Below are 26,254 nucleotides of genomic sequence, written 5' to 3'. Positions count from 1 at the left end.
AAGTTATGGGTGCACTAACCGGTCACAACATTGTGTTTACCGACTTCCCGCGCCCACTCCTTTTCATTCGCTTCTTCATATGAGCGGCTTATACCTTCTTCCAGAGTGGTACTCGGTCTCCATCCCATCGAATGCAGTCGGGACACATCCAGTAATTTGCGGGGCGCTCCGTCAGGTTTGGATGGGTCCACGATAATTTCACCATCATACCCAACCGCTTTCTGAACTAGCTTTGCCAGTTCAAGTATGCTTATGTCTTTCCCAACCCCGATGTTGATGACTCCCGCCTCGTTGTAGGACTTCATCAGGTATAGAAGCGCATCCGACAAATCATCGGCGTGAAGGAACTCCCGCCTGGGCGTACCGCTTCCCCATATCCAGACTGAAGGCTCTCTTTTGTTGCGGGCTGTGATGAATTTTCTCAGCAAGGCAGGCAGGACGTGTGAATTCTGCAGGTCGTAGTTGTCATTCGGCCCATAGATGTTTGTGGGCATCACGGAGATGAAGTTGCAGCCATACTGAGCCCTATAGTAATCACATAATTTGATGCCGGAGATTTTGGCAATAGCATAGGGTTCATTGGTAGGTTCAATGGAACCGGTAAGTAGGTATTCTTCCTTCATGGGCTGCGGGCAAAACTTGGGATAGATGCAGGAAGAGCCTAGAAACATCAGTTTCTTTACGTTTTGTTCATAAGCAGCATGGATGACATTATTCTGAATCATCATGTTGTCGTAAATGAACTCCGCCTGGTAGGTACTGTTGGCAATGATGCCTCCTACTTTTGCCGCCGCCAGAAAAACATAATCAGGCTGTTCTTCAGCAAAAAAACGGTTCACTTGCTCCTGATTCCTTAGGTCCAACTCCTGTGAGGTACGCACCAGGATATTGGAATAACCCAAAGACTCCAATCTTCTTATGATGGCTGAGCCGACCATTCCTCTATGGCCGGCTACATAAACTTTGTCAGTTTTTTCCATTAGAATGCTGCTTATATGGATAGTTTAGTTTTAATCGGTTATGCTCGGGTGATTTCTCGCTCGTTTGAAAGCCTGTGTTTGAGCTTGTCTTCTTAACCTGCTAGCGGAGGATGGTTGCGATGCGGGCTGTTCGACAGGCTCTATGGACAGACATGATTTCTCGAAGCCTCTCATGATGCTTTCTATGGCAAGGTGTGACTCGGCATATCGCCGGGCGTTGTGCGTAAGTGCTTGAGTATCCTCGGTCAAGGCCTTAAGTATACCCTGGTTCAGCGCCTGCTGGTTCTCAGCTTCCACCACCAGCCCCATGTTGTGTTTTCGTATGAGCGTGTGCATGCCGGAGCCTTCGTTGGTAGTCACCAGCGCGAGCCCACCTATAGCCAGAACCGTGTTGAGTTTGGATGGCATAACCAGGTCACCGGCATTTGCTTTCTGAACAATCAGATGAACGTCGGCCATGTTAAGGAACTGGTTAAACTGCTCCATTGGCTGCAAGGGCATGAAAGTCACATTCTGAAGCTTCATTTCCTTTGCCAATGCTTGCAGTTTCTCTTTGTAAGGGCCTGAGCCGCAGATTACGAATCTCAGGTCGTGGTGCTGTTTGAGCTCTTCAGCTGCGTGCAGAATCGTTTCGACTCCTTGTTTTTCGCCGATAGCACCTGAGTACAATATTACCCTTTCGTGTGGCTCAAAACCGAACTGCCTTTTCAACTCCTCCCGGTTGTGGAGTGGGAAAAACTGCTCCAGGTCTGTCGTATTAAAGAACAGAGAAATGTCCTTTAGCGCCTTTTCCTTCACCTTTCGTGCCATACCTGCCCCTACGCAGGTTATCTTGTCGCACCTGTCAAACATGAATTTCTCCAGTTTGAAAAGAAGATTGATGGCTGTTTTGGATTTTATCATATTCAAATCCCGGGCCGCCTCTATCTGCAAGTCGTGCACGTGGCAAATAAGCGTTGTGCCCCTGATGGCCTTGTAGAAGAACCCCAGGAGCCCGAGGCTTATAGAAGGCAGTATGGCAATGGTAAAGTCATACCTCTTGCCCGGCAACAGGTATAGCAGTCGGAAAAAAGCTGTAAGGAAGAAAGTCAAATCGAGTAGCACCCGCTTCATGCCCGTTGGGTTTTTCGGGATGTACATAGGGCAGCGATGCACAGTCACCTTCCCCCCTGATTCGAAAAGCTCTACCTCAGTTTTATACCACAGCCTGCTTTTGGAATAAGGCTCCTGCACCTCCCAGAAAGGATAGTAGGGGTAAGAGGCAATTACTGTGCAGTCATACCCGTTGCGGGCCAGCCATTGCATCTGCTCTCCACTGTATCGTCCTATACCTGTTGGTTCAGGAGAAAAGTTATATCCGATGAGTAACACTCTCTTCTTCATGATTCGTACTCTTAAAAATGTAATAAAACCTCTTTGGGTATAGAGAAGGCATACAAGTAGTTATTCCTGAGCTGGGGCTAATACAGACAGGCGGGTAGATGGATAGCAAGAAAGAAGGGCTGCTGAGTAAGCTGGATAAGCTAGGTCTGGGGCGGCTTTGGTTGGTTTTTCTACTGGTTTATGGCATCATGGCTTTAGGTCATTCGGTTATAATCACGTTTGAGACGGCTCAGGCTCTAAACGAATATGTTCCTTGTAGTATGGTTCGCTCTGCGCTGACAGGGCCTCCTCCTCAATGGCTCTTTGGCTGTCAGTACTGCTGCGTTCGCCCCTCCTGATTTCCCGCATCTTGATTTGGATCAGGAATTCGTGATAGCTCATATTGATACAGTATATTAAGCCTGGCACCCCCTCCAGAAAGCCAAGGCTGAATACGTAAGCCTGCATAAACCGCAGGAGTGGCCAGCCGGGCACCCTGCTCAGCCAGGACTTCAGGGCAGGATTCCGGACACTTCCATGCCTGGAGAACATATTGCGCCAGGGTGGCGGTGCGTGGAGCCGGGCGAATGCCTCCTGACAGGAGTACCTGTTATGGCGCTCAACCCACTGTGCCCACCCCTTGGAGAAACTGTAGTGCAGGTATGGCTCCTTAATGTAACCGATGCTACCTTGCACCTCCCCCTCCTTCTGCCCGTGGCCAAAGTCTACAAACCTGGCTCTGCCTTTTCTCAGTAGCCGGAACTGCCATTTGGGAAAGTTGTCGCAGTGTTTAAGCCAAGTTTCTTCCAGCATCATCTTCCAGCAGCAGTAGAAACCTGCCACGTCGTCACCGGCAGTTTTCACCGCTGAAACGATGGATGCCTGAAACTGCTCCGTCGTCACTTCATCTGCATCCAGAAACAGCACCCATTCATGCTGTATAGCTAGATAATCCAAAGCAAAATTCCGCTGCTGTCCAAAGCTTTGGAATGGATGCTGGAACAGCTTTGCGCCATAGCTCCGGGCAATCTCGCAAGTCCCATCCATACTTCCTGAATCGAGCACATGCACATCGTCACACCACCTGAGTGATGTGAGGCAGGCGGGTAAGTCGCGCTCTTCATTTTTGGTAAGGATTATGACTGAAATCATACGGCTATAGCTTATTGCCTCACTGACAGAACCTGTGGGGTATACCCTTCCAGCACCCTTTCCTTGATGGGTTTACAGGGATGTCCGCCGCACACCATCCAGGTGGGCATGTCTCGGGTAACCACTGACCTGGCGGCCACCACGCTTCCCTCGCCGATGTTTGTGCCCGGGTGAACGAACGCTTCAGCTGCAATCCAGGCATGGTCACCGATGTGTATAGGTCTTGTGACTAAAGGAAAGCCCGGCTTGGTATAATCATGTGTTCCAGCAACCAGGTGAGCCCCCTGCGAAATAACTGCCCGCCGGCCAATCGTGATCTTGTCCATGGAGTACAGGTTGGCACCATTCCCAACCCCACATTCATCCGCGAGTTCCAGATTCCAGGGGGCCCATATTTTGACTTTGGGATACACGTGCACCCCCTGCCCTACTTTTGCTCCGAAGATTCTCAGGAGAAACGACCTCCAAGCATGTAAGGGCTTTGGTGAATACCGGAAGAATAAAAGCACAACCACTCCCCAGACAGCTCTGCTCAAGCGATTACGCATGGAAAAAGAAGCGCCTGTATATGTATCCTGGTTGTGCATAGAATCTTATTGAAATGTTGAACCCACGTTAAATGGCACGAGCAATCACGTCTCTACAGCGTTCAAAAACCTTTGCGCAGCTGGCTCCATAGCAAAGCATGATTCAAATGTATCTCTGGCCTGTAAGCCCATCCTGCTTCTAGCGGAGTCGGATAAGGCTTGCCATACTTCCAGCATGTGCAGCGTACCTGCTACTGTATCCTCTTCCACTATACCGCCTCCTCCGTTTTCAATTTCCCGCCAGATGTTCACCTGGTTCGAAATTAAGACTGGTTTACCGCAGCTGAGGGCTTCTACTACGGCAATGCCAAAATTTTCCTGATGGCTCGGGAGCACAAAAGCGTCACACCCATAAAAGGCTCCCCACTTCGCCTCGCCTGTCAGCATGCCTGGAAAGAAGACAGCGTCTTGTAAGTTAGGGGACTCCTTGACCAGATTTTGTAACGATTGACCATAGGGAGTTTCCAGCCCTGGTCCGGCGATAACTAATTTTGGTAAATCGGTTTCTGCTCCCACTGGCTCCATTACCTCCTCTCCACCCGCAACTGCCGGAACTGGGCCTGACTTCTGTCTTTTGCTTAGTGCAAGGGAATATGCCTTAACCAGTAATTCAACACCTTTTTTCTCATGAATTCTGCTCAAGAAAAGCAAGTATGGTTTTCCTTTCAGTTTTGGACAAGACAGGGCAAAAGCTTCCTGCATGGATTGGCGGCATAGAGGTGGGGCAGCAATGCCGTACCCCACATTAATTTCCTGCTTCGGTTGGTAAGGCCTGAATGGCTCTCTTGCCAGCTGGAGCTCCGATTCACAGGTGAACAGCACACCATCCGCCTGATTCACTACCTGGCTTTCTACCAACTTCCAATAAAACCAGTTTCTGACTGCCTTCAGCCTCCTTCCGCTGGCACGTTGGAAGTAGGGGTCCAGCATGCCATGTGGCATCACATAGAGGCTAGGTACCTTCACCTTTCCACCACTGCTTGTTCCCTCTCGTTTCTTCAGGCGCTTAATGGCTTGTAAGACCGCATACCCATGGTAGAGCCAAAGCCCATGCACCACAACAGCATCAAAACGGGGCAGATTTTCCAGAAGCCAAGGCATAAGCTTGCCACTGTAACACCACGGCCTTCTACCTGGGCCAAGCGCATGTATCTGCAGACTCTCTTCTGCAAGGAAAGGGGCGCTGGGACTGTCTAGGCAGACCACCTCATTTCTGACTCCCAGTTTTTCCATTTCAGGTATAGCATTGCGTATTCCCTGGCAGGGGCCGCCCTGAACAGGATCCATACTGGCTATGACTCGGAGGATATTCATGTGGTATTGGTATGTTATATCAGGTTTATCAATCTGTTGGTGCAGTTAAGCTTCAATCAGGCAAGCACCCTCTTTCTGCTTTCTGGCTGCTAGCCAGTGGCCCAATACGCACCACTGCCAGACTCGCGTCCAATGCACTAGCCCCTTGCCAAAATTCCGCAAGTGCTCAGATGGTGTCGGTACCCGGATAAAATCAGAGGCTGCAGCTATGCCTTCCTTTGTGAACTCCTTCAGGGGGCCACGCATCCACACATCCATGGGCAGGGCAAAGCCTTGCTTAGGCCTGTTGTATACCTCTGCTGGCAACTGATTTTTGAAAGCATCTACCAGTAAGGGCTTTATAGTTTTTCCTCTTTTATATTTCTGCGGCATGCTGAGCACCTCCTCCACCAGGCTGTGGTCCAGGAACGGCACCCGAATCTCCAGGCCTACGGCCATGCTCATCTGGTCGCTGTCACGGAGTAGCATCGGGATGGTATAACACTGTAGTTCAGCCCAGGACACCAAGCCCATGGTGTCCAAACCATCGGGAGGGCAAGGTATACAAGGCGTGCCGTCTTCCATACCTGATGAAACCAAACTCTCTATGGAAGCAAAACGGCGCCTGTTCACGGCCAGGTTGAGGACGCTATACGCATCCAAGCCTTCTAACTTTTCCCGGACAGGTTGAGGTAAGACAGAGAGCAACTGAGCGCGCAAACCTGCGGGCAATGCATTCAGGTGGCGCAGCATCGGTACATCCCGAAAACTAGGGTAGCCACCGAACAACTCATCGCCACCCAAGCCAGACAAGGCTACCTTCAGGCCAGCTTTTCGCACTGCTTTGGAAACAATGTATGTGTTTATGGCATCCACCGATGGTAAGTCAAAATTTGCGACAGCCTCCACAATCCAATCGAGGCAAGCTGACTCATCCACCTCAATTTCAGAATGGTCTGTGCCGGCTGATTCTGCTACTCTTCGGGCGATGTGTCGCTCGTCGTGCGTGCTCTGCGGAAAGCCGACTGTAAAGGTTCTAAGATTTTTTCCCAGTTCCTTTCCGGCCACCAGGGCAATGATGCTGGAGTCCATTCCGCCACTTAGAAATGTCCCTACTCCTAAATCTGAAATCAGGTGCTCCTGTATGGCTTTCGTGACCAGTTCATTCACTCTGCTGATTGCTGCATCCCGGCTGTGCAATGGCCTGTGAGCGAATTTGTGTCCCGGCCACCATTTCCCCTGCTGCACTTTGCCATCGCCACTGACCTTTAACCAGCTTGCAGGCGGAAGCGCATGAACACCCTCCAATATTTCCCCGCTGCTCGGCAAGCGTCCATAGCTGATGTACTCACTCAAGGCCATTGTGGTCAGGAGTGTAGCATCCGGCTCAAGCAAGGGGCTTGCTTCAGAGGCAAACCAGAACTCGTTCTCCTCTCTTTTAAACCACAAAGGTTTGATTCCTAACCTGTCCCGGACCAGCAACAGGTCATCTTCTTGGCTGTCGTACATCGCGAAAGCAAACATCCCCTTTAGCAGCGGCAATGCCTCCAAGCCTTTGCTGGCAAGTAACTCTACCAGTGTTTCCGTATCGGACATTCCTCTCCAACTGATGTCGGGTAAAAGAGCTCGTAACTCTAAGTGGTTATAAATTTCGCCGTTGAACGTGATGGTATAGCGTTTGCTCGAGTCTTGCATGGGCTGCTGACCTGCTGGGGTTGGCTCTAGAATAGCAAGCCTGGTATGGCCCAGGTATACCTGTCGCTTTTCGTTCACCCACTCACCCTCCCCATCAGGACCTCTGTGACGGATTAAGTGGAGTTTCGAGACTGTAGGCTCGATTCCATTCTTAACGAACGCTCCGACTATACCACACATAGTTTAATTTTAAATTATTATTATTATATCTTATTTACCTAAAATATAAATTAAGGTTTACTTTATTAAATAATTTTAAGAAATATTTGGGTGAAGGGTAGTAAATATGCTATTAAGGTGTGACTATACGCTGGTATATCTTTTCTACTTGATTCAAATGCTGCTCTGTACTAAATCTCTGGGCGTTCACCAGCCCAAGCAGGATTATCTTTTCACGTTCCTCAGCAGGTAAAGAAAGTATTTGGTCTACAACCTTGGCTGCCTCCAAACTCCAGACTGAAATTGCCTGCTGGCTTTCGGGGCGCCGAGGGATTAGGAAGCCTGCCTCTCCCGCCACCTCAGTCATAGGGGCCTCATCTGTCGTAATCACAGGACAGCCACACGCCATGGCTTCGGCGATTGGCCATCCGAACCCCTCGGCAAGCGAAGGAAACAACAATACCGCAGCGCCAGCATATGCAAGCCGGAGTGTATCATCATCAATACCGCTAAGCCAGTGGATATCATCTTTATGTGGAGACTGAGTGTGAAGCACTGATAAGTCTGCTGAAGGCTTATGACCAACTAGAAGAAGCGGCAGCCGGAGATGACTGCCATCACGCCAGGCGTTGTAAATCTCGATAACTCCTCTGCGGTTCTTATACCACTCGTTCCCACCGACGTGCAGTATATACCCCTGCGTTAAGTCCAGACCTGTAGCCTCTCCTAGCCTGGCTCTGGCCAGACCAGGGTTCTGGACACAGAAATTCCCATTCAGCCCATTGTAGACTACCTCAGAAATTCTAGGTGATGTTTTCAAAAGCCTGTGTAGTTCCTCGCGCGTCCTAGAGGAAACAGAAATAAAGTTTTTACCTTTTGCATAACCCCGACGGATGTAAGCCTGGTAAAGCCGACCGGTCCAACCTACACGGATTTCGGCTACCTCTCCTAAGGCGGATAACTGAGCCAAAAAGTCGTGACAATGTATAGCGTGGCGTCTATTGGCAACCAAAGGGACCCACGGGCCCAAGCCGTTGTCCGTAAAAACAAACAGTGCATCATCAGCGCATCGCATTAATCGACTGCGTACTTTTGCGGGGAAGAGCAGGAACTGGTCTATATACCCTAACCACTTTCTTAGGTATGGAGGTAATGGGATGCGGTGTAGCATGGGTTTTGGCGCCCAGATTTCAACCTGATGCCCACGTTTCTCTATTCCCTTCGCCAGCATCCGGGTAAATCGGGGCATGCTTTGTGAACCGAGAAAATCTGGATGAGAGAAGAAGACGATGCGCATAAGTCAAAATCATCATATAATTGGAGGGCTGTATATCAGCTGGGCAGGAGAAACCTGTATTAACTTTTCATCTTTTGCAGGACACAGCGTGCATACGAGCGCCGGATATGCCACATCCGGATAAGTTGTGCACGAGTAAGTTTATCAAAAAGCCCCGACCAGTTCCTTTCAGCATACTGATGCCAAAGCCTATACCCGTTATGCAGGTAAGAGCCGAACGGATCCCATGGCTTTGGAGAACCTATAAAATGTAAAATCATTTTTTCTGCTACTCGAGGCTTGGGATGAGCAGCTTCCCATTGGCAATTAAAAGAAGCTGGCAGTTTTGCAAAGTTGCCAGCACAAACCATGTTCAGCAATGATTCATCGTGTGAGGGGAGGACAGTCAAATATTGTTTCGCCAAATCAAAACACAAATCCCTTGTACCTTGCTGCCTCCAGACAGCTAAGTTTAACAGCAAAACACCGGAATTGAAATACGCTGCAGTTGGCGGTATTCCTATTGTGTTGATATAGAAATCCTGCCCCAGGGAATACTCGAATGTTCCTCCTCCAACTGCTGCCAACACATGCCCCGTGAAGTCAAAATTCGCGATTTCTAAGACATCAACTTCGACCAGCAAATCTGAATCCAGGTATAGTATCTGGTCTTCAGGAACCAAGTCTCCTAGCAACAAGCGCCCATAGGCGGTCCAGTCACCGTGTAAGGATGGGAAAGAGCCAAAATGATGTTTCTGGTTAAAGTCGATGAATGTATGCTCCCCCGTATACCCTTCAGCACGCAGGAGAAGCGCTATTTGACTCTTTTCACCATCACCCATATCGGCGCATAGGAACCACATTTTTAACTGGCTCTGGTTGGAGCAATTCCGAATCGGAGATGACAGGGTTCCTCCCAGGCCTAACATACCCAAACAGTTGATGCAGAATGCTATGTTCATAGGGAGTATGGAATTTTTATAAAACAATCTCCTCTAGGAGCCTTTTCTCATAGATGCAATCATAAGTCCTCCAATCAGGACGCTAAAGCCTAAAGATGTTGGCTGGGCCCACTGGCCCTGCATAATATTGAACAAGCCGAAACTTAGTAGCACCCAAGGCAAGATGTTACCCTCGTTCAACTTCTCGTAACAGGCTAATCCAATTTTTAGAATCAATGCTAACCTTAGCAATATCACTGTAATTCCAAGCAATGGACCCTGCTCCCCAATGATTCTTCCCCATTCTCCTTCCGCAATTAAAAACTCCGTTTTGCCAGTCAGCAACATACTGCCCACATTGGTTCCCATACCTATTCCAAATCCCCAAAATGGCAACTCTGAGGAAGTGGTCAAGGCACTTATCATACCTCCTAAAAATCTATCCATTAATACGCCTTCTAATCCGCCTTCCATTTTATTCGCATCGACATACCTGGCTGTAAAAGCTTCTGTCGCTGTATTGAAAAAGCTTAAATTCGACAATAACACCACGGCAAAAGCCCCAACAACGCAAGCCATAACCATTCGCAGCAGGTGCTCTGATTTTTTTGAAATAGCAATCAGAGTGAAGAAGAGCGTAGCAGCAACCTGGAACATCAAGCCCCGACTGATGGATAAGGGGATTGACACGAGCAAAGCTGCTGTGGCACCTATGAGCAGCAGGCGGGACACGTTGTTGGGGTTAATCCAGAAATAGAAGACAAAGCAGGCCGCAAAACTAAAATATAAGGAGGTGCCATTTGTAAAAGAGAAAGTGGCGGGTGGCCTAAAGTAACCCATTGCTCCTCCAAAGCCGGCTCCCCCCGCATCACCACCGACCCCAAGGTTAACCCATGCTGACTGTGGGCTGTAAAACTGCATTGCTATCAGCACCGACATGGGGATAGTCAGATAAAGTACTGCCACTCCGAGCTTCTCTACATCATCTTTATCAAAAAGGCGCCCAATTACGAAAATCAAAGGGATGTGTATGAGGTAAATTCTGGCTCCGAATAGCGCCACAAAGATGTTCCCGTGCCCAAAGAAGCCTGCCGTGTAAAAACCGATAATGCCAATAACCACTATGCTGCTCAGATACACATTTGCTGGTAGCAGGCCTCTGTGCCATGCACTCAGCACCAGCCAAAGCGCCAATGGATCGCGGACAATCAGTAAGGGGGTAGACAACTCAGGTAAAACCCATTTTCTTAATGCTCCTTCAAAAATCAGTAGCAGGAAGTAGGACCAAATTCCATGTTTGAGTAGCTTGAGCTGTTTAGCAGAAACATCCCTGTCGTACCCAGCAAACTCTATTAAGTTTGATGCGGCACCAGGTCTTAATCTTTCTAAATGGCTTGCTACTTGATTCATTTCTTTGGAAAAATTTCTAAAGGTTAGTTTCACACAAGCAAATGTCTTCTGATTGCTGCTGCCAACTCAATCTGATACATGACCCAAGGCCTTTTTATGGCTGTTTCCATGGCTTGGTAACCAACCTCAGCAATGGAATCAGGACGTTCAATGCAACCTACCATCGCTTGTATGAGGGCTTCCGTAGAGCCAGCCTGCACCAACCAGCCATTTTTCTCATGTTCAATCAAATCGGGACCAGCTGTGCGATGTGTCGTTATTACCGGGGTACCCTGGGACATAGCCTCTGTGACGACCAATCCAAATCCATCAAAAAGAGAGGGGAATATAAGTAAATCATGCTCCCGCATAAGTTCCAGAATCCGATGATGTGGCAGTGATGGAATCCAGGTATGCTTTGATAAGGCAGCATTTAATGCCGGACAATTGTCAACAGCCTTATGTCCAACTACTGTCAATTGAATGAATTTTTTGAGTTTTTCGGCTGCATCAAAGAGAACTGCTACTCCTTTTTGCTGGGTTAGCTTTCCCACAAACAAGACTTTAAGAGGCTGTCTACCCGAAAGTTTGCGATACGTTCTATTTTCAGCAACAGAAGGAAAACCGTATGGAATCACTTCTATCGGAGCTAAGTGGCCAGGATATTCCTTAAGAGTCTCTGCCACAAAATTACTCGCAACAAAAATGCAGTCTGCTAACTGAAGTTCATTGTCTTTCCGGTTGAGCTTTTTTAGCGAGTCACTAAAGCCTGTCATTGTGGATGCCCATTCCGGCCGAAGCTCTCTCTCAGCCTCCAATAGTCTTTTTGCAGCGCGCCAATAGCCAGTGGGTAAATCATAAAAACACTTGATAAGATGCTTTTTAGCCTCCGTAAAAGAAAACTCTGCCCCATCCTCATAGGCATAAATAGCTTTAACCTCTTGCCCATTGGTATTCCTCAATTTATCTGCAACTGCTTTATCCAGAGCGGAATAAACCGCATCTATACAAAACAGACCTGTTTCATGCGCAATAAGCCTATGGAGTCCACTTTTGGTTGCAGCCAGCCTCCCCAGTTCCCTCCAGGGTGCCATGCGGGTGTATGGCTTCAAACTTGCCTCGAAACTGCGGCGACCGATTTCACTGAAGGGTTTGATTGCGCTTAGCTGATTTATCAAGTCTCCGGGAAAAGTCGCGATAGAAGTACAAAACTCGTACAGCATCCTCTCCTTCAGCAAGCCTGAAGCGACAGCCCGAACATTGGCATTGCCGGTTGGATGTGAAAAGATTAACGCCATACCTTATTTTGATTTATGTAGTGTGTTCTTGCTGTGAGGAGCTTAAACCTCTCATTAGTTTGATTTATTTTGCCGAAATACGCTATTCATTTAGGTTAAACTTGTGCTACTTCTATTTTGCCTGTCTTCTCAGCAATCACTTTTTGCAGCAGGTCTATGTATTGAGCTACGAAAATAGAGGGCAGAAACTCCTTAACCCTTTCCCTCCCTACTCTCAACTGACTGCTTCGGGCTGATGCATCTGTCAATAGGGTATACATGCGCTTTGCTAGTGCCTCAGCATTGCCATTTGGGAAAGTTAGCCCTGCATCGCCCACACACTCTTTCAATCCCCCTAGCTCAGATACAATCAGGTTTTTGCCCGCAGCCATCAACTCAAGAGCTACGCCCCCCATGGGCTCATACCACTCAGACGGTACAATGGCTATCCTGCCTTTGGAAACATAATGCACCAGCTCATCCCCTGCTTTTCTTCCGACAAATGTCACGTGTTGCGCAATTTGAAGGTTCTCGGCGCAGGCCTCCATTTTAGTTCTCCAGTTCCCATCTCCTATTATCAACAGGCTAATAGGGCGGTTTACATCTTGTAATACTATTGAAAAAGCCCGTAACAGAGTCGCTACTCCTTTCTCGCTGACAAGCCTGCCCACAAAAATAAAATCATACATTATGGCAGTGTCTCCTAAACCCAGAAAGCTGTTCAAAGGAAAAGGGTTGTAGATATGTACCTGCCTAGGCAATGGCTGTGTATTGTACATCCACTTAGTAATAGCTACATTCCTGGAGACTAAATATTTAGCAAAAATCCTTTTTAAGAATAACTTGAATCCTCCTTGGCCCCCTGCCTTCCAACCGTTTTTTCTCACATGGTAAATAACCGAAGAAGCAGGCGTCAACGGAGCTCTTTCCCCATCTACCCAACCACATCCATCAACACATGATACTTGGTATCCCGTATGTACCCAAATGAAAGGCTTCTTAAAGAGCAATATCCATGGTTGTAAGGCCAAGCTTGCTCCATTAAAAAGTATAATGTCAGCCCATCTAACTAAATCTATCTGATGCTTTTTCCCAGGGTTCCTTATCACTTCGACTCCTAGATTGTCTGGGCCATCCGCAGCTGTTGTGGTAACTACTTTACAGTCTACATAACTAGAAACGAGTAGCCGAGCAAGTGTCAGTGACACATTCTCGAGGCCTCCAATAGAGGGATAAAAAAAATGTGAATATAAGAGCACTCTCATACTGCTGTCCTTCATTTATTCTTCTACTCCGGTAAATCAGGATGCCTTAATGACATCATACTTGAACTTGTAGGCCTTTTTAATCCACACTGACTGTAACACTTACATCACTCGTAGTTTCTGATAGAGGTGCGTAATAGGCTAGACACCTGTTTTGTAAGTCGGAAACGTTGTATCGGATTTCTGATTAGGATTTGGACGCTTAGTAACTCAAACAAGTGCCGCACCGTGAGCAGTACTGGCCAGGCTAAGAAGACACTTTTCGGGTGGTGACGCTTAAAGTACCTCAGGCGCCCTCGGTGGCTCTGAATCATCCTCGTATTAGACCAGTTCGAAAGAGTTGCCTGGTTATCATGGACTACATCATTCGTACGAATCACTCCCATTTTCCAACTTAGTTGCCACAGGCGACGAGCCCAGTCAACATCACAATCAGAGAAAGGGAACATTGTTGCATCGAGCCCCCCCGACTCTAGCCATGCATCTAGCCTTACCAATAAGGGGCTTGTATACACCACGTCAACCCGACTAAAAGCAGCTCCTCCTATCTCCTCCTGCCATACATAAGGAATTCTCTCGAGTTGAAATCGGTTTACGATTTTATTTCCCAATATGAAGTTCAGTAGGCTTGGAAAAGACTGACCAACTCCGGCTGGATTACCGTTATGCAAACGAACCGTGAACCCGCAAGCAGCAAGCCTGCTGCGATTCTCAATTTGTTCGATGGCTTGGAGCAGCGGATAAGAACTTAATATCTGATTATCTGTTTCATAAAAGAGCAGGTACTTCAGAGATGGATAACGAGCATGAGCGTAAGCCACTCCAGCATTCAAACCGGCTGCAAAAGAGGTGTCTTCTTCAGGTTTCGGTGTTATCACCTTCAAAGCAATTCCCAGCTTGGGGGCTTCCTTTATAAGCCATTGCAAACTTCCATCTGTTGAACCTGCATCATACACCACAGCCACGCAACGCATCTTAAATTGGGTTGAAGGTATCCATGTTGCTAAAGCCTTCAGACACTCCTTCAGGAGGTCAAGGCGATTGAATGAGTTTATGATAATGGCGATGTCAGGCTCCAGCATACTTCACTTCCCCTAAGTCAGATAAGAATTTATTCGCAACAGTAGTCAGTTCAATCTCCTTTTTCGCCTGCCTTGCCTTTGTTCTAGCCTCTTTGAGACTGCTGTAGTCAGGGCAAAGCAACACGGCTGACCTAAGTTCATCTGAAAAGAAACCTATTTCAGATGAACTGAAATCTATATGAACATTTGGCGCTGCTACTGGTACTCCATGTGCAATAAAGGCTGCAACGCTACCACTCTTCCCCAAACCATGTCGAGGAACAGGAGTAAGACCTAGCGTACAGCTTTGCAAAACACCTGACAACTCTTCCGGACTCAGGAAACCCGTACAGGATACTTTGTGCTTATATTCAAGCGAGGCCTCTATTTGCTTTTTAAATGAATTCATTCTTCCCTCTGTTCCCCCTATTAGCCATACCTCTACATCCAGACTATGCACCAAAGCCTGCTGCATTAACTGACTGAGGAATAAAACAATAGGCTGCCGAAACTCTACCTGACTGAAAAAACCAATCTTCAACACTTTATCCTTAATTGAGTCTGTCCTTATAGGAACTACTCCTATGTTTGAGAACACTGGTAAGCTATTTACCTGCTGCCCTAAACCTTCAAGCATTGACTTATAGGCTGGCAAGTGTGTGTGTACCAAATCTGGATTAAGGAGACTCAGCATGCTTCTGATTATGAACTTTTGTAAAGCTGCTATGGTGTATGTTTTTATGAAGCTCCCTTTGTCTATACCTATCCATAATTCATGGAACATTATATGCAGCTTTTTACCTTGTGTAATCTTTCTCAAATTGTGCCCAAGCAGGAAAGGGAGACCATTTGGAGCAAAAGCATACATCACGTACTGCAGACTCACCCAATCAGGATTGAAGCTATCAAGCCACTCCTCTACATGACCGAGGCGCTTCCTTGATGGCCAAATTGCAGGTAAACGAAGCACCTGCAGCACGGTGCCCTCAGTGTTCACTGTACCTGATACCTTTTCCTTTAAATGTGCATCATGAACCGCAACTGCAACAGCAGTATGCCCCATCCGATTTAACTCTGCAGCTAGGCGAAGCGTGTAATCTCCTACACCATCCTTTCCAGGTTGAAGGGAACCGCAGATAAAAGCTATCCTCATGATAATTCATCTAAAGCGACATACTTCCTAATGAAACTGTAATCAGTCAATCCTCCCGCAAATTGTTTATGCCACATTCTCTTCATGCCATGATAGTTATCTCATCCTTTTGTGGCAAGTAACTTATCTAATAGACCTGCAGCGACCTTAACAGTAGTATATTTTTCTACCCAGCGGTACTGAGCTTCCTGGATTGCCTCCAACTCACCTACAGATTTCCTTTTAATTTTGGTTAGCAGGTCATCTTTGTCAGTATAGGGTAAGCAATTTGTTTCATCCAATCCTAAAGGAGCACATAAAACGCTCTTGCTTTTCAAGTCTTTAAAGCATAAGATGGCCCCTAATGCAGCATACTCATAATGCCTGAGGCAATCCCAGCCTGCTCTCTTGGCCGTGATACCGAACCTGGACTTTCTTATTTCATCACAATACTCAGCCTGGTTCTTGAAAGCTGGCTGCCACTTCCCAAGTTCGGCGACACCTCTGTCTGGGAACAGGCTATTCAACTGTGCGTCAACATTGTAGTTGATAAAGTCTTGCGTCTTGTTCCGAAATGAACAGTATTCAATTCTGTCCTCTGGAATAGACATAGTTATAGGATGAAAGTTATTCTTAGGTCTTTGCAGGAACATCGACACGATGGTGTTAAGAATCAGAAAACGGTCTTTTGACACACCATAGAGCTCCCCCGTATTGCTAAATTCTCTTTTGAAATAATGAGCACCTTGGGTACTGTACAAAAAAGCCCAAGGCCTTATCCTAAGGTTCAGGAAAAAATTGAAATAGGGAAATATAGAAGCGCTGTCATAACCATCTACCACACAAAGAGTCTTCCTTCTGTTCGGGCTGATGGATTTGTATATAAAATTAAACAAATCACATTGCTCAAAGATGTCACTAAAGATAACGTAATCGTATTGCTCTATGTCAGCCTGCCAATAAGTCCTTTTACCTTGTGCATTTTTATCCTCTTTCAATGTCCCATACAAGGTGTTTCCTTTGCTCCCTGTCTTCTCCAAATCCTCCTCCGATGCATCCGTATACATGTAGTTCATCCTGGGAACATCAACAACTGTTACATCAGGCATAGAATAGAACCCGTGGAACAGACCATCTGTTACGTAGTTTGGGATATTAGAATTAAGGAATAAGATTCTCACTTCTATAGTCAATTATATAGTCAGCGCTTTTATAATTACCTGCCTCCTGCCAGTAGCTCAGGCATTTTTTCTACTGCTGTTTCTGTAACCTGTTTTTTTCGGTTAATAAGTTCCTGGTATACTCTGGCTACTCCTAAGCCAATTCTGTCCCAGTCATAATGCTCTGCTATGCTCAAAACCACCTGGCTGTATTTTTGGCGCTCCTCTGGAAATCTCAACAAGTCAATAAGCCTACTTGCAAACTGATTTGTATCACCAGGCTTAATCAGTAAGCTGTCCGGAACAAAGTCAGATGGTCCTGGGGAACTGTAGCAAACTACAGGTATGCCTGCCGCCATCATTTCCAAAACCCCTATGCCGAAGCTCTCTATATAAGAGGGGAACATACCTACCTGACAGTTAGAAAGCAGGTATGGTAATTCTTCGGGAGAAAAAGTAGGTGTTACAGATATAGATGCCCATAATTTTTTAGGGAAGAAGTCAAGCACCTGCTGGGCATTAACCAGCATACCTCTTGTACCTAAGAATCTAAAGGTGCATTCCGGTACCTGGTCGATTACTTTTGCAACGATTTTTGGAAAATCAACAGCCCCCTTCCTAAAATCGAACGTCCCAATAAATGCCACACAAGGTGCTGCCTCATTATAATTTTCCACCTGGTTCAACAAGGCCTTTCTCTCTGCGGTTAATCCACACGGCACTGTTATAAGCTTCTCAGCCGCAAATCCATGCTGTTCAAGTACTGCTTTGTCACAGATATTCTGAACCTGTACAACATCGGCCTGCTGGAGCGTATACAGAGTCAATGCATGATGTTTCGTTTGTGTATTACTTATCAAACCGTATAGGAATTTCCTTACCCTGTTTTTAATGTTCAATGGGTACTTTATGGTCTGAAAATGGTAAAAGAGTAAAGCAGGACTAGCGATAAAGAGAGGTTTTTCGGGGAATAGGCTTCTGGGGTATGGTAAAGTATCACACTCATACAGAACCACATCGTACTGTGAAGCATTCTCAATCAAAAATTCTTTCAAGGCTGCACTGTATAATTCCCTGTAACTCATACTCCCAAAGCACTTTTCCGTCAGGCCCAAATCCCTATAGTCGAAAAGCGAGGTATACCAGCCAAGTTTTTCCAGCGCTTTTGCCTGCTCCATTTTGTGCTTTGATGCTCCTAATGTCGGGTCCAAGGCTATTGGGGAAAATACTGCTAACTTCATGTTCAGGCTCTTTCAAGTTCTACAACCTCAGGCAATTGTTTGAATCCGGCTATACTGTTTGCAACATACAGGAACAAGTTCGTGGAGGCCCCGATAATGGACAGAGTCAGTACACCCTCCAGAGTGCTTAAATCGAACAGCAGCACCCCTAGTCCTAATGAGAAGATGTTTGCCGGAATCTCCCATACTGGCGTAAACCTTATCCATCCCCTATAGGAGTTCAAACAGAAAACAGTACTTGCTGCCAGGTGAATGGAACATGCTACAAAGACCAGAAATAACTCATGAGAAAGCTGCTGATACTGCTCACCCAATATCCATAAAAACAGGGAGGGGAACAGATACACCGTTAGCAGAGTAACCGTAGCGAGAACAAGTATAGCCAGCAGCATTGATATATAGGACCGAACCAGCTTTCCCTTATTTTGGCACCTCCCAAAGGCAGGCCCCACTATGTTGGATACAAGTGCCAGTAGGGCTGTAAACAAGAGAGAGAATCTGGTTAGAGCACCCAGTTCGGCCAGGCTTGCTGTTGTGCCAAGCAGCGCTATCAGGAAGATTGAAATCTGGCCTTGAAAGGAGAAAAACAACGCGTTATGCCAGTTGGTCTTCAGGTATTGCAGCAAGGTAGACTTATATTCCAAGTTGACTTCTGCTGAGGGGCTCCTGATAGGCTTGCTCTTTTCCAATATATATAAAAAGGAAGCCCAGGAACTCAATATAGATATGACTAGAATCAGCTGGATGCTTAGGCCAAATTTCATAATGAATAGCGCCAGGCAAATCAACACCAGACGCATACCTTGGTACAGGATGCTTGTCAGCTGCACACTTCCGATGTCCTTCTTTATCAGCAAGGCCTGTTGAATAAATGATTTATGCACTTCAGGTACGACAATAAGCCCGAGGCATGCCACAAATAGCATCGCCATCAAGACAGAAGAGTTCTGATTCATGAGCAGCGTCAGACCATAAATCCCGGCTACAGCAAATGCAACCACAACCACTCGTATCCTCAGGTATGCCACCGTCTTGATGAGCGAGGCAAAGTCATCCTCCTTCTGCCATACCTTACCCCCAATGGCATTGAAGCCAATCATGATTCCGGAGTCAGAGAGTATAGCTAGCATAGACTGTATTGAAAAAAGCACGGTATAAATGGCGTAGTCTTCTTTGGTCATTTCCCTTATCAGGAAAATGCTTATTCCGAAACCAAGCGCCTGTAAAAGCACCTGCGAACCCAGCACCTTCAGAACCGATTGGACCCATTGTTGAGGGTTCATTTCCGTGACAGAGGTTATAAACAGGGATTTGGTTCTTCTAAGAAGGTGCATCCTTTCGTATCGATAAATATCCCTGGCTGAATAAATGAAGCACTTCAGCTTATTGAAAATTTCTTACTCTTGTTGTTGTATTCTCCATAACCATAGCCATACCTGCTTCCGCTTCCCTTCCTAGCATCGTTCAGAACAACCATGGGACTGCTCAGCTCTTTGTTTCTGTAGATGTTCTCAAGTATTGCCAACTGCTCCTTATGGGTGTAGTTATACCGGATGATGAAAATGGTGGAGTCTATCAGGGGGCTCAGGCAGAACGCGTCAGCCACTTGTCCCACAGGGGCAGTATCTATGATGATGTAATCAAAGCTAGCCTTCAGGTTGTCAATGAACTGTGCCAGTTTCACAGACATCATCAATTCTGCAGGATTAGGTGGAATCGAGCCTGCACTCACAACAAACAGCCCCTCAGTATTCTCCACAGGCAATACAATATCATCAATCAGGATGCTGTCGGATACCAGATAATCAGAAATCCCAAAAGAGGAGTTCATTCCTATGTTCTTGAAAAGCTTTGGGTTACGTAGGTCTAGCTCAAGCAACACTACCTTTTTTCCTGTTAGTGCTAGGGTGGCTCCCAAGTTGATAGTGAAGAACGTCTTGCCCTCGCCACTCATACAGGAGGTAACCAGCATGACCCTGTTCTCCTTATCAACGGCAGCAAAATTCAGCTTCGCCCGGATGAGCCGAAACGTCTCAACGATAGGGGAACGGTTGCCAGCCGTTACGACAAGTGTTTCACTTGAAGTATTGTGCATCAACTCTCCCAGTATGGGCACACTTGTCAGGTGCTCCACTTCTTTTTGAGTCTGCACTTTGGTATTGAACAATCCGTACACAAACACGCCTGCAAACGGCACAGCCAATCCGAGTAAGATGGACATCAAAAAGATATTTCGTTTATTAGGACTTATCGGATAGTCTGTCGCAATGGCCGGGTCGATAATCCTGGAGTTAGATATGCTGGCGGCTAGCGATAAAGCAGACTCTTCGCGCTTCTGAAGGAGGTATAGATACAGGTTCTGCTTGATGGCCTGTTCCCTGTTTATTTCCAGCAGCTCCCTCTCCATAGATGGAACCTTGCTTATCTTTGATTTATATTGCCCGGAGCTTGCCCTCAGGTTATTGCTCGTAATAATGAGCCCTTTCTTGATGTTTCTCAGGTTTTCGATAATGTTGGTACGCAGGTCCTCCAGTTGTTGGTTGATGTTGTGCACCAAGGGATTATTAGGGAAGGCATTGCGTAGAAGCCGCTCCCGCTCTAGTTGTAATTCATTGAACTTTGAAATCAGACCCGTAAGTGTAGGATCTTGGATGGACAAGGTACTCGGCACCATCTTATACTGGTTATGACCGCTTCCTAAGTACTCTTCTATTGACTCTAAAATCTCAATCTGTATGGCCCAATCTGACAATTTGCTGTTATACCCACTGGCCTGCTCCAGATACTGCGAAGCCTGCGTGCTGACATCCGTGAGTTCGTTATCACGTTTATACCTCTCCACATCTTTCTCCACGTCAGAGAGCTCCGTCGTAATAAACTTTAAGCGCTCATCCAGAAAATCAATGGTACTGGAAGCCTGCAGATTTTTATCCTCTATCGCTTCCTTGTTATACACCTCCACCAGTTTGTTGATGATGTGTATTCCCTTCTCAGGCACGGGTTCGACCAGGCTTATTCTCAAAACACTGGCATCGTCACGTTTTGGCAGAATAGAGATGCTTCGGTTGTAATGCTGCGCCACCCGTTTCAGATCCTGGAAGACTACCTGTATTTTTTTTCCGGATGGTACCTCATTTGCTAATACTCCCCTTGCTGCAACAACAGTGAAAGCGCCATAAGGCCTGTTGACTTGCTGTCCGAATTTGTGAGTGGCTACCTTGCCAGAATCCTCTTCCAGCGTATACGTGTTGTCTGATTTCAGGTGGATGATTACGGACTTCCCAAAAGCGCTTGAGTCATACTGGCTTACCAACACTTTGATGGGCACATCCTTCCCATATACCTCCTCGCTCTTCACGCGTCCCTCTACCAGATAACTTGTTGACAGGTCCAGTTCTCTGACTACCCGCTCCATCAGGCTTAGAGAGTAGAGCACCTCTATTTCATTGTTGATGTTCTTGGACGTTTTGCCTATGCTCAGGTCTCCCAAAGCCCCTGCGTCCGCTTCACTGTCTCCTTTCAGCAGAATGGTACTGCTGATGCTATACTGCGGGGTGGTGTAGTAAAGACAGTATAGATAAGCTCCTCCATAGCCCAGTGCACCGCCAATCAAGAAGAGGTACCAGTACTTGAGGTACTGGCCAATCATCTCTTTGATGTCTTTAGCCTGTGGTTGCTCTGACTTGAGTGGAAACAGCTCTCTATCTTTCATTTTGCCTACTCCTAAAAAACCTGTGATACCAGTATGGTGACGACAGACAGCAAAGCCAAACCTACGGAAAGGCCAAACTGTAAATTGGAACGCCCCGGACTGACTTGAACGGCCTTCACCCTATCCGGCTCCACATAGATGACATCGTTCTGCTGTAAGTAGAAGTAAGGCGAGTTCAGCACATCTTTACTGTTCAAATCGATTCTAGACGTAATGCGTTTCCCATCCTGCTCCCGCACTATCAAGACGTTTTCCCGCTTGCCGTAGGGTGTCAAATCCCCTGCAAGCCCCAATGCCTCCAACACGTTTATCCGCTCATGGGGCACCGTGAAGGTCGAGGGATTGTTCACCTCGCCGATAACGGTTATCTTGAAATTCATGTACCTCATATCCACTATCGGGTCTCTGGCGTACTTGCCCAGAACCGATGTCAGGTGCTCCTTGGCCTCCTCTTTTGTAAGACCTCCCAAATGCACTTTTCCTAACACCGGGATGAGGACATAGCCATTCCTATCGACTTGGTAGCCCACCGGCTTTGCCGACGCACCTGAGCTGCTGCCAGCTCCCCCAACCTGAATTATACCGCTGTTGAACATGACGTTAGACTCAGCGCTAAGGCTGGTGATAGTAATATCCAGAATGTCATTTGGCTGAATCCTGGGGTCCACATCATTCAGAATCGGCTCCTCTTTTGTCTCCTGCTCCTTCAAATCACTCAGGTAGGTGAGGTTCCTTGGAGAGCAGGAAATCAAAAACAGCAAACAACATATAGTAAGGGCTTTGGTAATCATGTATTGTAGGTTAGCAGTCTCTAAAAGGTATACGCCACTTATAAAATTATAACCATATAAATTTGCAATTATTTCATATATATTTTATAAAATTGTACTAAGTCTGTCTCATCAGGTATAGCCTAGCATTTTTTTAGAAATGCATAACTTAGCAAGTTTCAATTCGTCATTATTTTTTAACATGTTTTTTTGCCTGTACACCCTATGTTATATGTGTATCACTAATAATTCCCTCACGACTAGTCTATAGGCTCACCTTGTCGCCTTTCTTACTAATTATAAATTCTTGGTCCATTAAATCATACCATAGCTTTACCCGTATCAGCTGCTGCAAGTATCTCATGTGTGAAGCAATCAATTACATGTACTATGTCCTCTGCCTTCATCGGCACATACAGTGGCAGCATGATTGAGTTTTCCTGCAAATCTTCAGACACTGGAAGAGAAACTCTTGGCATGTAATTTTTATAGGCAATCTCCCGATGTGTGTTCATAATGCCTCTTCTGGTGGCTATACCTTTGTCCAGCAAGTGCTGCATCAGCGTGTTCCTGTCTACTGGAGCAGTGCCTTTCAGGTAGATGCTGTAGGATTGGAAGTTGCTGAAGTACCCCTCCTTTTCCTCTGGCAAGCGAATGGAGGCTATACCTTTGAAGGCCTGGTTATAAGCTGCTGCAATCTTTCTACGCTCCTCCACAATCCAATCCAGCTTTTCCAATTGTTTAATCCCCACGGCTGCCTGTATGTCGGTCATCCGGTAGTTATACCCCAGCTCAACATGGTCTTCAAAAATCACCTTGCTGGCTTCATGGCGTACCCGGTCGTTCACAGACATGCCGTGCTGCCGCAGGAGCTTCAGCCGGTTGTAATAATCCTCCCGGTTCGTCGTAATCATTCCGCCATCACCCGTTGAAATCACTTTTCTGGGATGGAATGAAAAGCACACCAATTCAGAGTGGGAACCTATCTTTGCTCCTTTGTAAGCGGAACCTGCGGCACAGGCGGCGTCTTCAATCAGTTTGAGGCTATACCTGTCACAAAGGTCTTTGAAGGTATCTATGTCCGCCGGCATACCTATCTGATGCACCAGGAGTATAGCTTTTGTTTTGTCGGTTATCCTTTTCTCGGCATCGGCTACATTAAGGTTGTAGTCGTTTGGCTGCACCTCTGCAAAAACAGGTATAGCACCCACATACCGGATGGCGTTGGCAGTGGCGATGTAGCTCATGGAGGGGCAAATCACCTCATCTCCCGGACCTATACCCGCGACTATCATGGCTAGGTGTAAGGCTGTTGTACAGTTAGATACTGCCACAGCATACTTTGCACCTGTGTAGGCGGCAAACTTTTCCTCAAACTCCTGCACTTTTGGCCCTTGGGTTATCCAGCCTGTCAGGATGGTGTCATAGGCAGCCTGGGCTTCATCTTCGGTCAAGTAGGGTTTTGCGATAGGTATCATATGCTTAGTGCCGTTTCGCGTTTCTTCTCAAAATACCACTGACTCAGTTCACGCAGCCCTTCTTCGAGACGCACGGTAGGAGAAAAGTTCAGCAACTCGCGCGCCTTGCTGTTGTCAGCCAGCCTCCTGCTGACTGGGTTTATAGTGTTGTCTTCTCTATGCTCTGGTGTAAGCGTTGAGTTGTTCACCTTGAGCAGTGCCTCCAGCAGCTGCTTTAAACTTGTCTCTTCGCAGTTGCCAATGTTGAAGGCCTGGTCGGTAGCAGCTGACAAAAGAGCCGCAATGTTTGCCTTTGCCACGTCCCTTACACACACAAAGTCCATGCTGGTGCTTCCGTCTCCGTAAATCAGCGGGTTCTTGCCTTCTTTGATGCAATCCAACCAACGTATCATCACTTCCGTGTACTTTCCGTCCGTATCCATCCGGGCTCCATACACATTGAAATAGCGAAGCGCCACGTAGTCCAAACCATACATAAACTTGAAGCTCCGGAACAGCTGTTCGCCCCATAGTTTCGCGGCGCCATAAAAGGTCTGGTTGTCATAGGGATTATTCGTCTCAGGTGTAGGGAAGTGTTGGGCCAGCCCATATACAGAAGCGCTGGAGCTGTAGACGACTTTTTTCACCTTGTGCCTGACACACAATTCAGCCAAATTGTACGTTGCTTTCAGCATCACATCAAACCCTTCTGACGGATTCGCCGCGCATGCATTGATTCGCAGCGCGGCCATATGGAATACATAGTCTATACCTTCCAGGCATTGCTCCAGCAAGCCAGAGTCCCGTATGTCTCCCTCGACAAACTCCACGACAGGATGCTGCAAGAAGGAATTCATGTTCTCAAAGCTGCCCCGAACCAGGTTATCGAGGATGACGATTCTGGCTGGTTCGTGCTGGAGCAGTTCTTCCACCACGTAGGAGCCTATAAAACCCGCACCACCAGTAATCAGGATGCTGCTGTTCTCTATTTTATTATGCATGGGCTTGGTTGTTTATGCTGAGTACTATGATTCCGGTGATGATGAGGATGAAGCCGATGAAGGAAAGCATCGATAACCTATCCTGAAACAGGTAATAGCCAACCCCGATTGTCAGGATGAAATTTATACCTGTCGCAATGGGTATAATCAGGGAAAAGCTGTTTGTCGACAGGGCTTTAAAGAAAGCGAGAGCCGAGAACACAATCAGTAGAAAAGCGGCTATGAAAGGCAGGTTCAGTACTAACCTCAGCCACTCCCCCAGTGTCTCCAGGCTCTTGCCCTTCAGTTGCCACTTAATCAAGGCAGCTCCCGACACGTTGAAGGCAGCGTAAAGCAGGATGTATACTATTGTTTTGCTCATCTATTTGGCTTCTAAAAGAATTCTACTCACAGGTGTTGCTTCAAAGGCTTCCTCTACCACCTCGTCAATCACAAACACAGGTCTTTTTCTGCTGGCATCCAGCGTGCGCCACAGATACTCCGCTATGATGCCGAGTGAAATGTTCGTGATGCCGAAACCCACCATCAGTATAGAGAGAAGCGCCGGCCAACCACTGGCCAGGTCATCAAAAACTATTTTCCGGAAGATGATATACCCCGACCAGGCGATGCCCAGCACGAAGAAGACTACACCTATAAAAGAGACCAAACGGATAGGGGCAAAGGAGAACGCCACAAAAGAGTCTATGAGGAGCTTTATCTTCTTGGATAAGGTCCACTTTGATTTGCCGACAAGGCGCTTCCTTTTGTCATACGTGATGCCAGATTGCCTGAAACCCAGGTTCAGAATCTGAATGAAAACAGAGGAGTTGTTCTCGACGTTTTCATCCAGGCAGGTCTTCACTTTCTTGCTGAACATGACAATATCGAAACCCTTTTTAGGAAAATTGGGCACCGCATACTTGCGCATTAGGGTGGCGTAGGCCGAGGAAAAAACCCTTTCTGTAGCAGCGACCGCTGTCGTATTCCTGAATGCCCAGGTGATGTCCACCTTCTTCTCTTCCACCTCGTCGTATAGCTGGCTTACCAAGGTGAGGGGGTCCTGCAGGTCGGCATACATGAAAGTGATATAGTCCCCTTTTGCTTTTTGGATACCTGCACGCAGGGCGGCATGCGACCCGAAGTTTCTGGAGAAACTGATTATTTTGTAGGTATAGGAATGGTGTGGCGCGTTCTTCAGTTTGTCTAGGGTAGCATCCGAGGAGCCATCGTTTACAAAGATTACCTCTGTTGCAAACCTGGTTTCATCTTGAAAGTACGCATTCAATTCATACACTAGATGCTGTATGTTCTCCTCCTCGTTGAAGACTGGTATAATCACAGATACTTTTGCCATGCAGCTAG

Annotated in this window: 22 protein-coding genes; all 22 read right to left on the bottom strand. The window is 46.9% G+C overall.

Annotation, left to right across the window (positions count from 1 at the left end; all coding sequences use genetic code 11):
- Positions 1-14: 14 nt before the first annotated feature.
- The gene (locus tag B051_RS0116240) at positions 15-980 is read right to left on the bottom strand and encodes a GDP-L-fucose synthase family protein (RefSeq protein WP_018479277.1); all 966 of its coding nucleotides are present in this window, start codon (positions 978-980) and stop codon (positions 15-17) included.
- 30 nt (positions 981-1,010) lie between these two features.
- Positions 1,011-2,363, bottom strand: coding sequence for a WcaI family glycosyltransferase (locus tag B051_RS21495; RefSeq protein ID WP_018479276.1), 1,353 nt, complete (start codon positions 2,361-2,363; stop codon positions 1,011-1,013).
- A gap of 213 nt (positions 2,364-2,576) precedes the next feature.
- The gene (locus B051_RS0116230; RefSeq protein WP_018479275.1) at positions 2,577-3,494 is read right to left on the bottom strand and encodes a glycosyltransferase family 2 protein; all 918 of its coding nucleotides are present in this window, start codon (positions 3,492-3,494) and stop codon (positions 2,577-2,579) included.
- An 11-nt stretch (positions 3,495-3,505) separates the two neighbouring features.
- Entirely contained in the window at positions 3,506-4,042 is a 537-nt protein-coding gene (locus B051_RS21490) for a WcaF family extracellular polysaccharide biosynthesis acetyltransferase (protein ID WP_018479274.1), read from the bottom strand.
- A gap of 84 nt (positions 4,043-4,126) precedes the next feature.
- Entirely contained in the window at positions 4,127-5,368 is a 1,242-nt protein-coding gene (locus B051_RS0116220; RefSeq protein ID WP_245539650.1) for a glycosyltransferase, read from the bottom strand.
- 72 nt (positions 5,369-5,440) lie between these two features.
- A complete protein-coding gene (gene asnB / locus B051_RS0116215) occupies positions 5,441-7,249 on the bottom strand; it encodes an asparagine synthase (glutamine-hydrolyzing) (protein WP_018479272.1) in 1,809 nt (602 codons plus the stop codon).
- 112 nt (positions 7,250-7,361) lie between these two features.
- A complete protein-coding gene (locus B051_RS22975; protein WP_281163509.1) occupies positions 7,362-8,459 on the bottom strand; it encodes a glycosyltransferase family 4 protein in 1,098 nt (365 codons plus the stop codon).
- Between the two features lie 125 nt (positions 8,460-8,584).
- Complete coding sequence (locus B051_RS0116205) at positions 8,585-9,466, bottom strand: glycosyltransferase family 8 protein (RefSeq protein WP_018479270.1); 882 nt, start codon at positions 9,464-9,466, stop codon at positions 8,585-8,587.
- A gap of 33 nt (positions 9,467-9,499) precedes the next feature.
- A complete protein-coding gene (locus B051_RS0116200) occupies positions 9,500-10,855 on the bottom strand; it encodes a hypothetical protein (protein ID WP_018479269.1) in 1,356 nt (451 codons plus the stop codon).
- Between the two features lie 29 nt (positions 10,856-10,884).
- Complete coding sequence (locus B051_RS0116195) at positions 10,885-12,132, bottom strand: glycosyltransferase family 4 protein (protein WP_018479268.1); 1,248 nt, start codon at positions 12,130-12,132, stop codon at positions 10,885-10,887.
- A gap of 95 nt (positions 12,133-12,227) precedes the next feature.
- The gene (locus B051_RS0116190) at positions 12,228-13,376 is read right to left on the bottom strand and encodes a glycosyltransferase family 4 protein (RefSeq protein ID WP_169336218.1); all 1,149 of its coding nucleotides are present in this window, start codon (positions 13,374-13,376) and stop codon (positions 12,228-12,230) included.
- Between the two features lie 107 nt (positions 13,377-13,483).
- Positions 13,484-14,458: a glycosyltransferase family 2 protein gene (locus tag B051_RS0116185; RefSeq protein ID WP_018479266.1), complete on the bottom strand. Its 975-nt coding sequence runs from the start codon at positions 14,456-14,458 to the stop codon at positions 13,484-13,486.
- Positions 14,445-15,590, bottom strand: a complete 1,146-nt coding sequence (locus B051_RS0116180) for a glycosyltransferase family protein (protein WP_018479265.1) — start codon at positions 15,588-15,590, stop codon at positions 14,445-14,447. Before B051_RS0116180 ends, B051_RS0116185 begins: the two co-directional genes overlap by 14 nt.
- Positions 15,591-15,691: 101 nt before the next feature.
- Positions 15,692-16,750 (bottom strand): hypothetical protein, encoded by a 1,059-nt coding sequence (locus B051_RS0116175; protein ID WP_211214346.1) that lies wholly within the window; start codon positions 16,748-16,750, stop codon positions 15,692-15,694.
- A gap of 35 nt (positions 16,751-16,785) precedes the next feature.
- The gene (locus B051_RS0116170) at positions 16,786-17,970 is read right to left on the bottom strand and encodes a glycosyltransferase family 4 protein (protein WP_018479263.1); all 1,185 of its coding nucleotides are present in this window, start codon (positions 17,968-17,970) and stop codon (positions 16,786-16,788) included.
- Between the two features lie 2 nt (positions 17,971-17,972).
- Complete coding sequence (locus B051_RS0116165) at positions 17,973-19,253, bottom strand: lipopolysaccharide biosynthesis protein (protein ID WP_018479262.1); 1,281 nt, start codon at positions 19,251-19,253, stop codon at positions 17,973-17,975.
- 95 nt (positions 19,254-19,348) lie between these two features.
- Positions 19,349-21,682, bottom strand: a complete 2,334-nt coding sequence (locus tag B051_RS0116160; protein WP_018479261.1) for a GumC family protein — start codon at positions 21,680-21,682, stop codon at positions 19,349-19,351.
- Positions 21,683-21,693: 11 nt separating this feature from the next.
- Positions 21,694-22,473: a polysaccharide biosynthesis/export family protein gene (locus B051_RS0116155; protein WP_018479260.1), complete on the bottom strand. Its 780-nt coding sequence runs from the start codon at positions 22,471-22,473 to the stop codon at positions 21,694-21,696.
- A gap of 299 nt (positions 22,474-22,772) precedes the next feature.
- Positions 22,773-23,930, bottom strand: a complete 1,158-nt coding sequence (locus tag B051_RS21485; protein ID WP_018479259.1) for a DegT/DnrJ/EryC1/StrS family aminotransferase — start codon at positions 23,928-23,930, stop codon at positions 22,773-22,775.
- Positions 23,927-24,910 (bottom strand): NAD-dependent epimerase/dehydratase family protein, encoded by a 984-nt coding sequence (locus tag B051_RS0116145; protein ID WP_018479258.1) that lies wholly within the window; start codon positions 24,908-24,910, stop codon positions 23,927-23,929. Before B051_RS0116145 ends, B051_RS21485 begins: the two co-directional genes overlap by 4 nt.
- Positions 24,903-25,271, bottom strand: a complete 369-nt coding sequence (locus tag B051_RS0116140; RefSeq protein WP_018479257.1) for a hypothetical protein — start codon at positions 25,269-25,271, stop codon at positions 24,903-24,905. Before B051_RS0116140 ends, B051_RS0116145 begins: the two co-directional genes overlap by 8 nt.
- Positions 25,272-26,246 carry a glycosyltransferase gene (locus tag B051_RS0116135; RefSeq protein WP_018479256.1) on the bottom strand — a complete coding sequence of 325 codons (975 nt, stop codon included), beginning with the start codon at positions 26,244-26,246 and terminating at the stop codon, positions 25,272-25,274.
- Positions 26,247-26,254 lie beyond the last annotated feature (8 nt).

The organism is Pontibacter roseus DSM 17521 (assembly GCF_000373265.1).
Classification (GTDB): domain Bacteria; phylum Bacteroidota; class Bacteroidia; order Cytophagales; family Hymenobacteraceae; genus Pontibacter; species Pontibacter roseus.
The sequence above is the reverse complement of the archived record's forward strand: the minus strand, read 5'-3'. Positions and strand labels throughout refer to the sequence as shown.

Excerpts from the sequence above, each read along its gene's own strand:
- B051_RS0116220 (WP_245539650.1), bottom strand. The coding sequence starts at position 5,368 with ATGGATCCTGTTCAGGGCGGCCCCTGCCAGGGAATACGCAATGCTATA.
- B051_RS0116185 (WP_018479266.1), bottom strand. The coding sequence starts at position 14,458 with ATGCTGGAGCCTGACATCGCCATTATCATAAACTCATTCAATCGCCTT.
- B051_RS21495 (WP_018479276.1), bottom strand. The coding sequence starts at position 2,363 with ATGAAGAAGAGAGTGTTACTCATCGGATATAACTTTTCTCCTGAACCA.
- B051_RS0116140 (WP_018479257.1), bottom strand. The coding sequence starts at position 25,271 with ATGAGCAAAACAATAGTATACATCCTGCTTTACGCTGCCTTCAACGTG.
- B051_RS0116195 (WP_018479268.1), bottom strand. The coding sequence starts at position 12,132 with ATGGCGTTAATCTTTTCACATCCAACCGGCAATGCCAATGTTCGGGCT.
- B051_RS0116160 (WP_018479261.1), bottom strand. The coding sequence starts at position 21,682 with ATGAAAGATAGAGAGCTGTTTCCACTCAAGTCAGAGCAACCACAGGCT.
- B051_RS21490 (WP_018479274.1), bottom strand. The coding sequence starts at position 4,042 with ATGCGTAATCGCTTGAGCAGAGCTGTCTGGGGAGTGGTTGTGCTTTTA.
- B051_RS0116165 (WP_018479262.1), bottom strand. The coding sequence starts at position 19,253 with ATGAACCCTCAACAATGGGTCCAATCGGTTCTGAAGGTGCTGGGTTCG.
- B051_RS0116180 (WP_018479265.1), bottom strand. The coding sequence starts at position 15,590 with ATGAGGATAGCTTTTATCTGCGGTTCCCTTCAACCTGGAAAGGATGGT.
- B051_RS0116170 (WP_018479263.1), bottom strand. The coding sequence starts at position 17,970 with ATGAAGTTAGCAGTATTTTCCCCAATAGCCTTGGACCCGACATTAGGA.
- B051_RS0116145 (WP_018479258.1), bottom strand. The coding sequence starts at position 24,910 with ATGCATAATAAAATAGAGAACAGCAGCATCCTGATTACTGGTGGTGCG.
- B051_RS0116230 (WP_018479275.1), bottom strand. The coding sequence starts at position 3,494 with ATGATTTCAGTCATAATCCTTACCAAAAATGAAGAGCGCGACTTACCC.
- B051_RS21485 (WP_018479259.1), bottom strand. The coding sequence starts at position 23,930 with ATGATACCTATCGCAAAACCCTACTTGACCGAAGATGAAGCCCAGGCT.
- B051_RS22975 (WP_281163509.1), bottom strand. The coding sequence starts at position 8,459 with ATGCTGGCGAAGGGAATAGAGAAACGTGGGCATCAGGTTGAAATCTGG.
- B051_RS0116240 (WP_018479277.1), bottom strand. The coding sequence starts at position 980 with ATGGAAAAAACTGACAAAGTTTATGTAGCCGGCCATAGAGGAATGGTC.
- B051_RS0116155 (WP_018479260.1), bottom strand. The coding sequence starts at position 22,473 with ATGATTACCAAAGCCCTTACTATATGTTGTTTGCTGTTTTTGATTTCC.
- B051_RS0116135 (WP_018479256.1), bottom strand. The coding sequence starts at position 26,246 with ATGGCAAAAGTATCTGTGATTATACCAGTCTTCAACGAGGAGGAGAAC.
- B051_RS0116190 (WP_169336218.1), bottom strand. The coding sequence starts at position 13,376 with ATGAGAGTGCTCTTATATTCACATTTTTTTTATCCCTCTATTGGAGGC.
- B051_RS0116200 (WP_018479269.1), bottom strand. The coding sequence starts at position 10,855 with ATGAATCAAGTAGCAAGCCATTTAGAAAGATTAAGACCTGGTGCCGCA.
- asnB (WP_018479272.1), bottom strand. The coding sequence starts at position 7,249 with ATGTGTGGTATAGTCGGAGCGTTCGTTAAGAATGGAATCGAGCCTACA.
- B051_RS0116205 (WP_018479270.1), bottom strand. The coding sequence starts at position 9,466 with ATGAACATAGCATTCTGCATCAACTGTTTGGGTATGTTAGGCCTGGGA.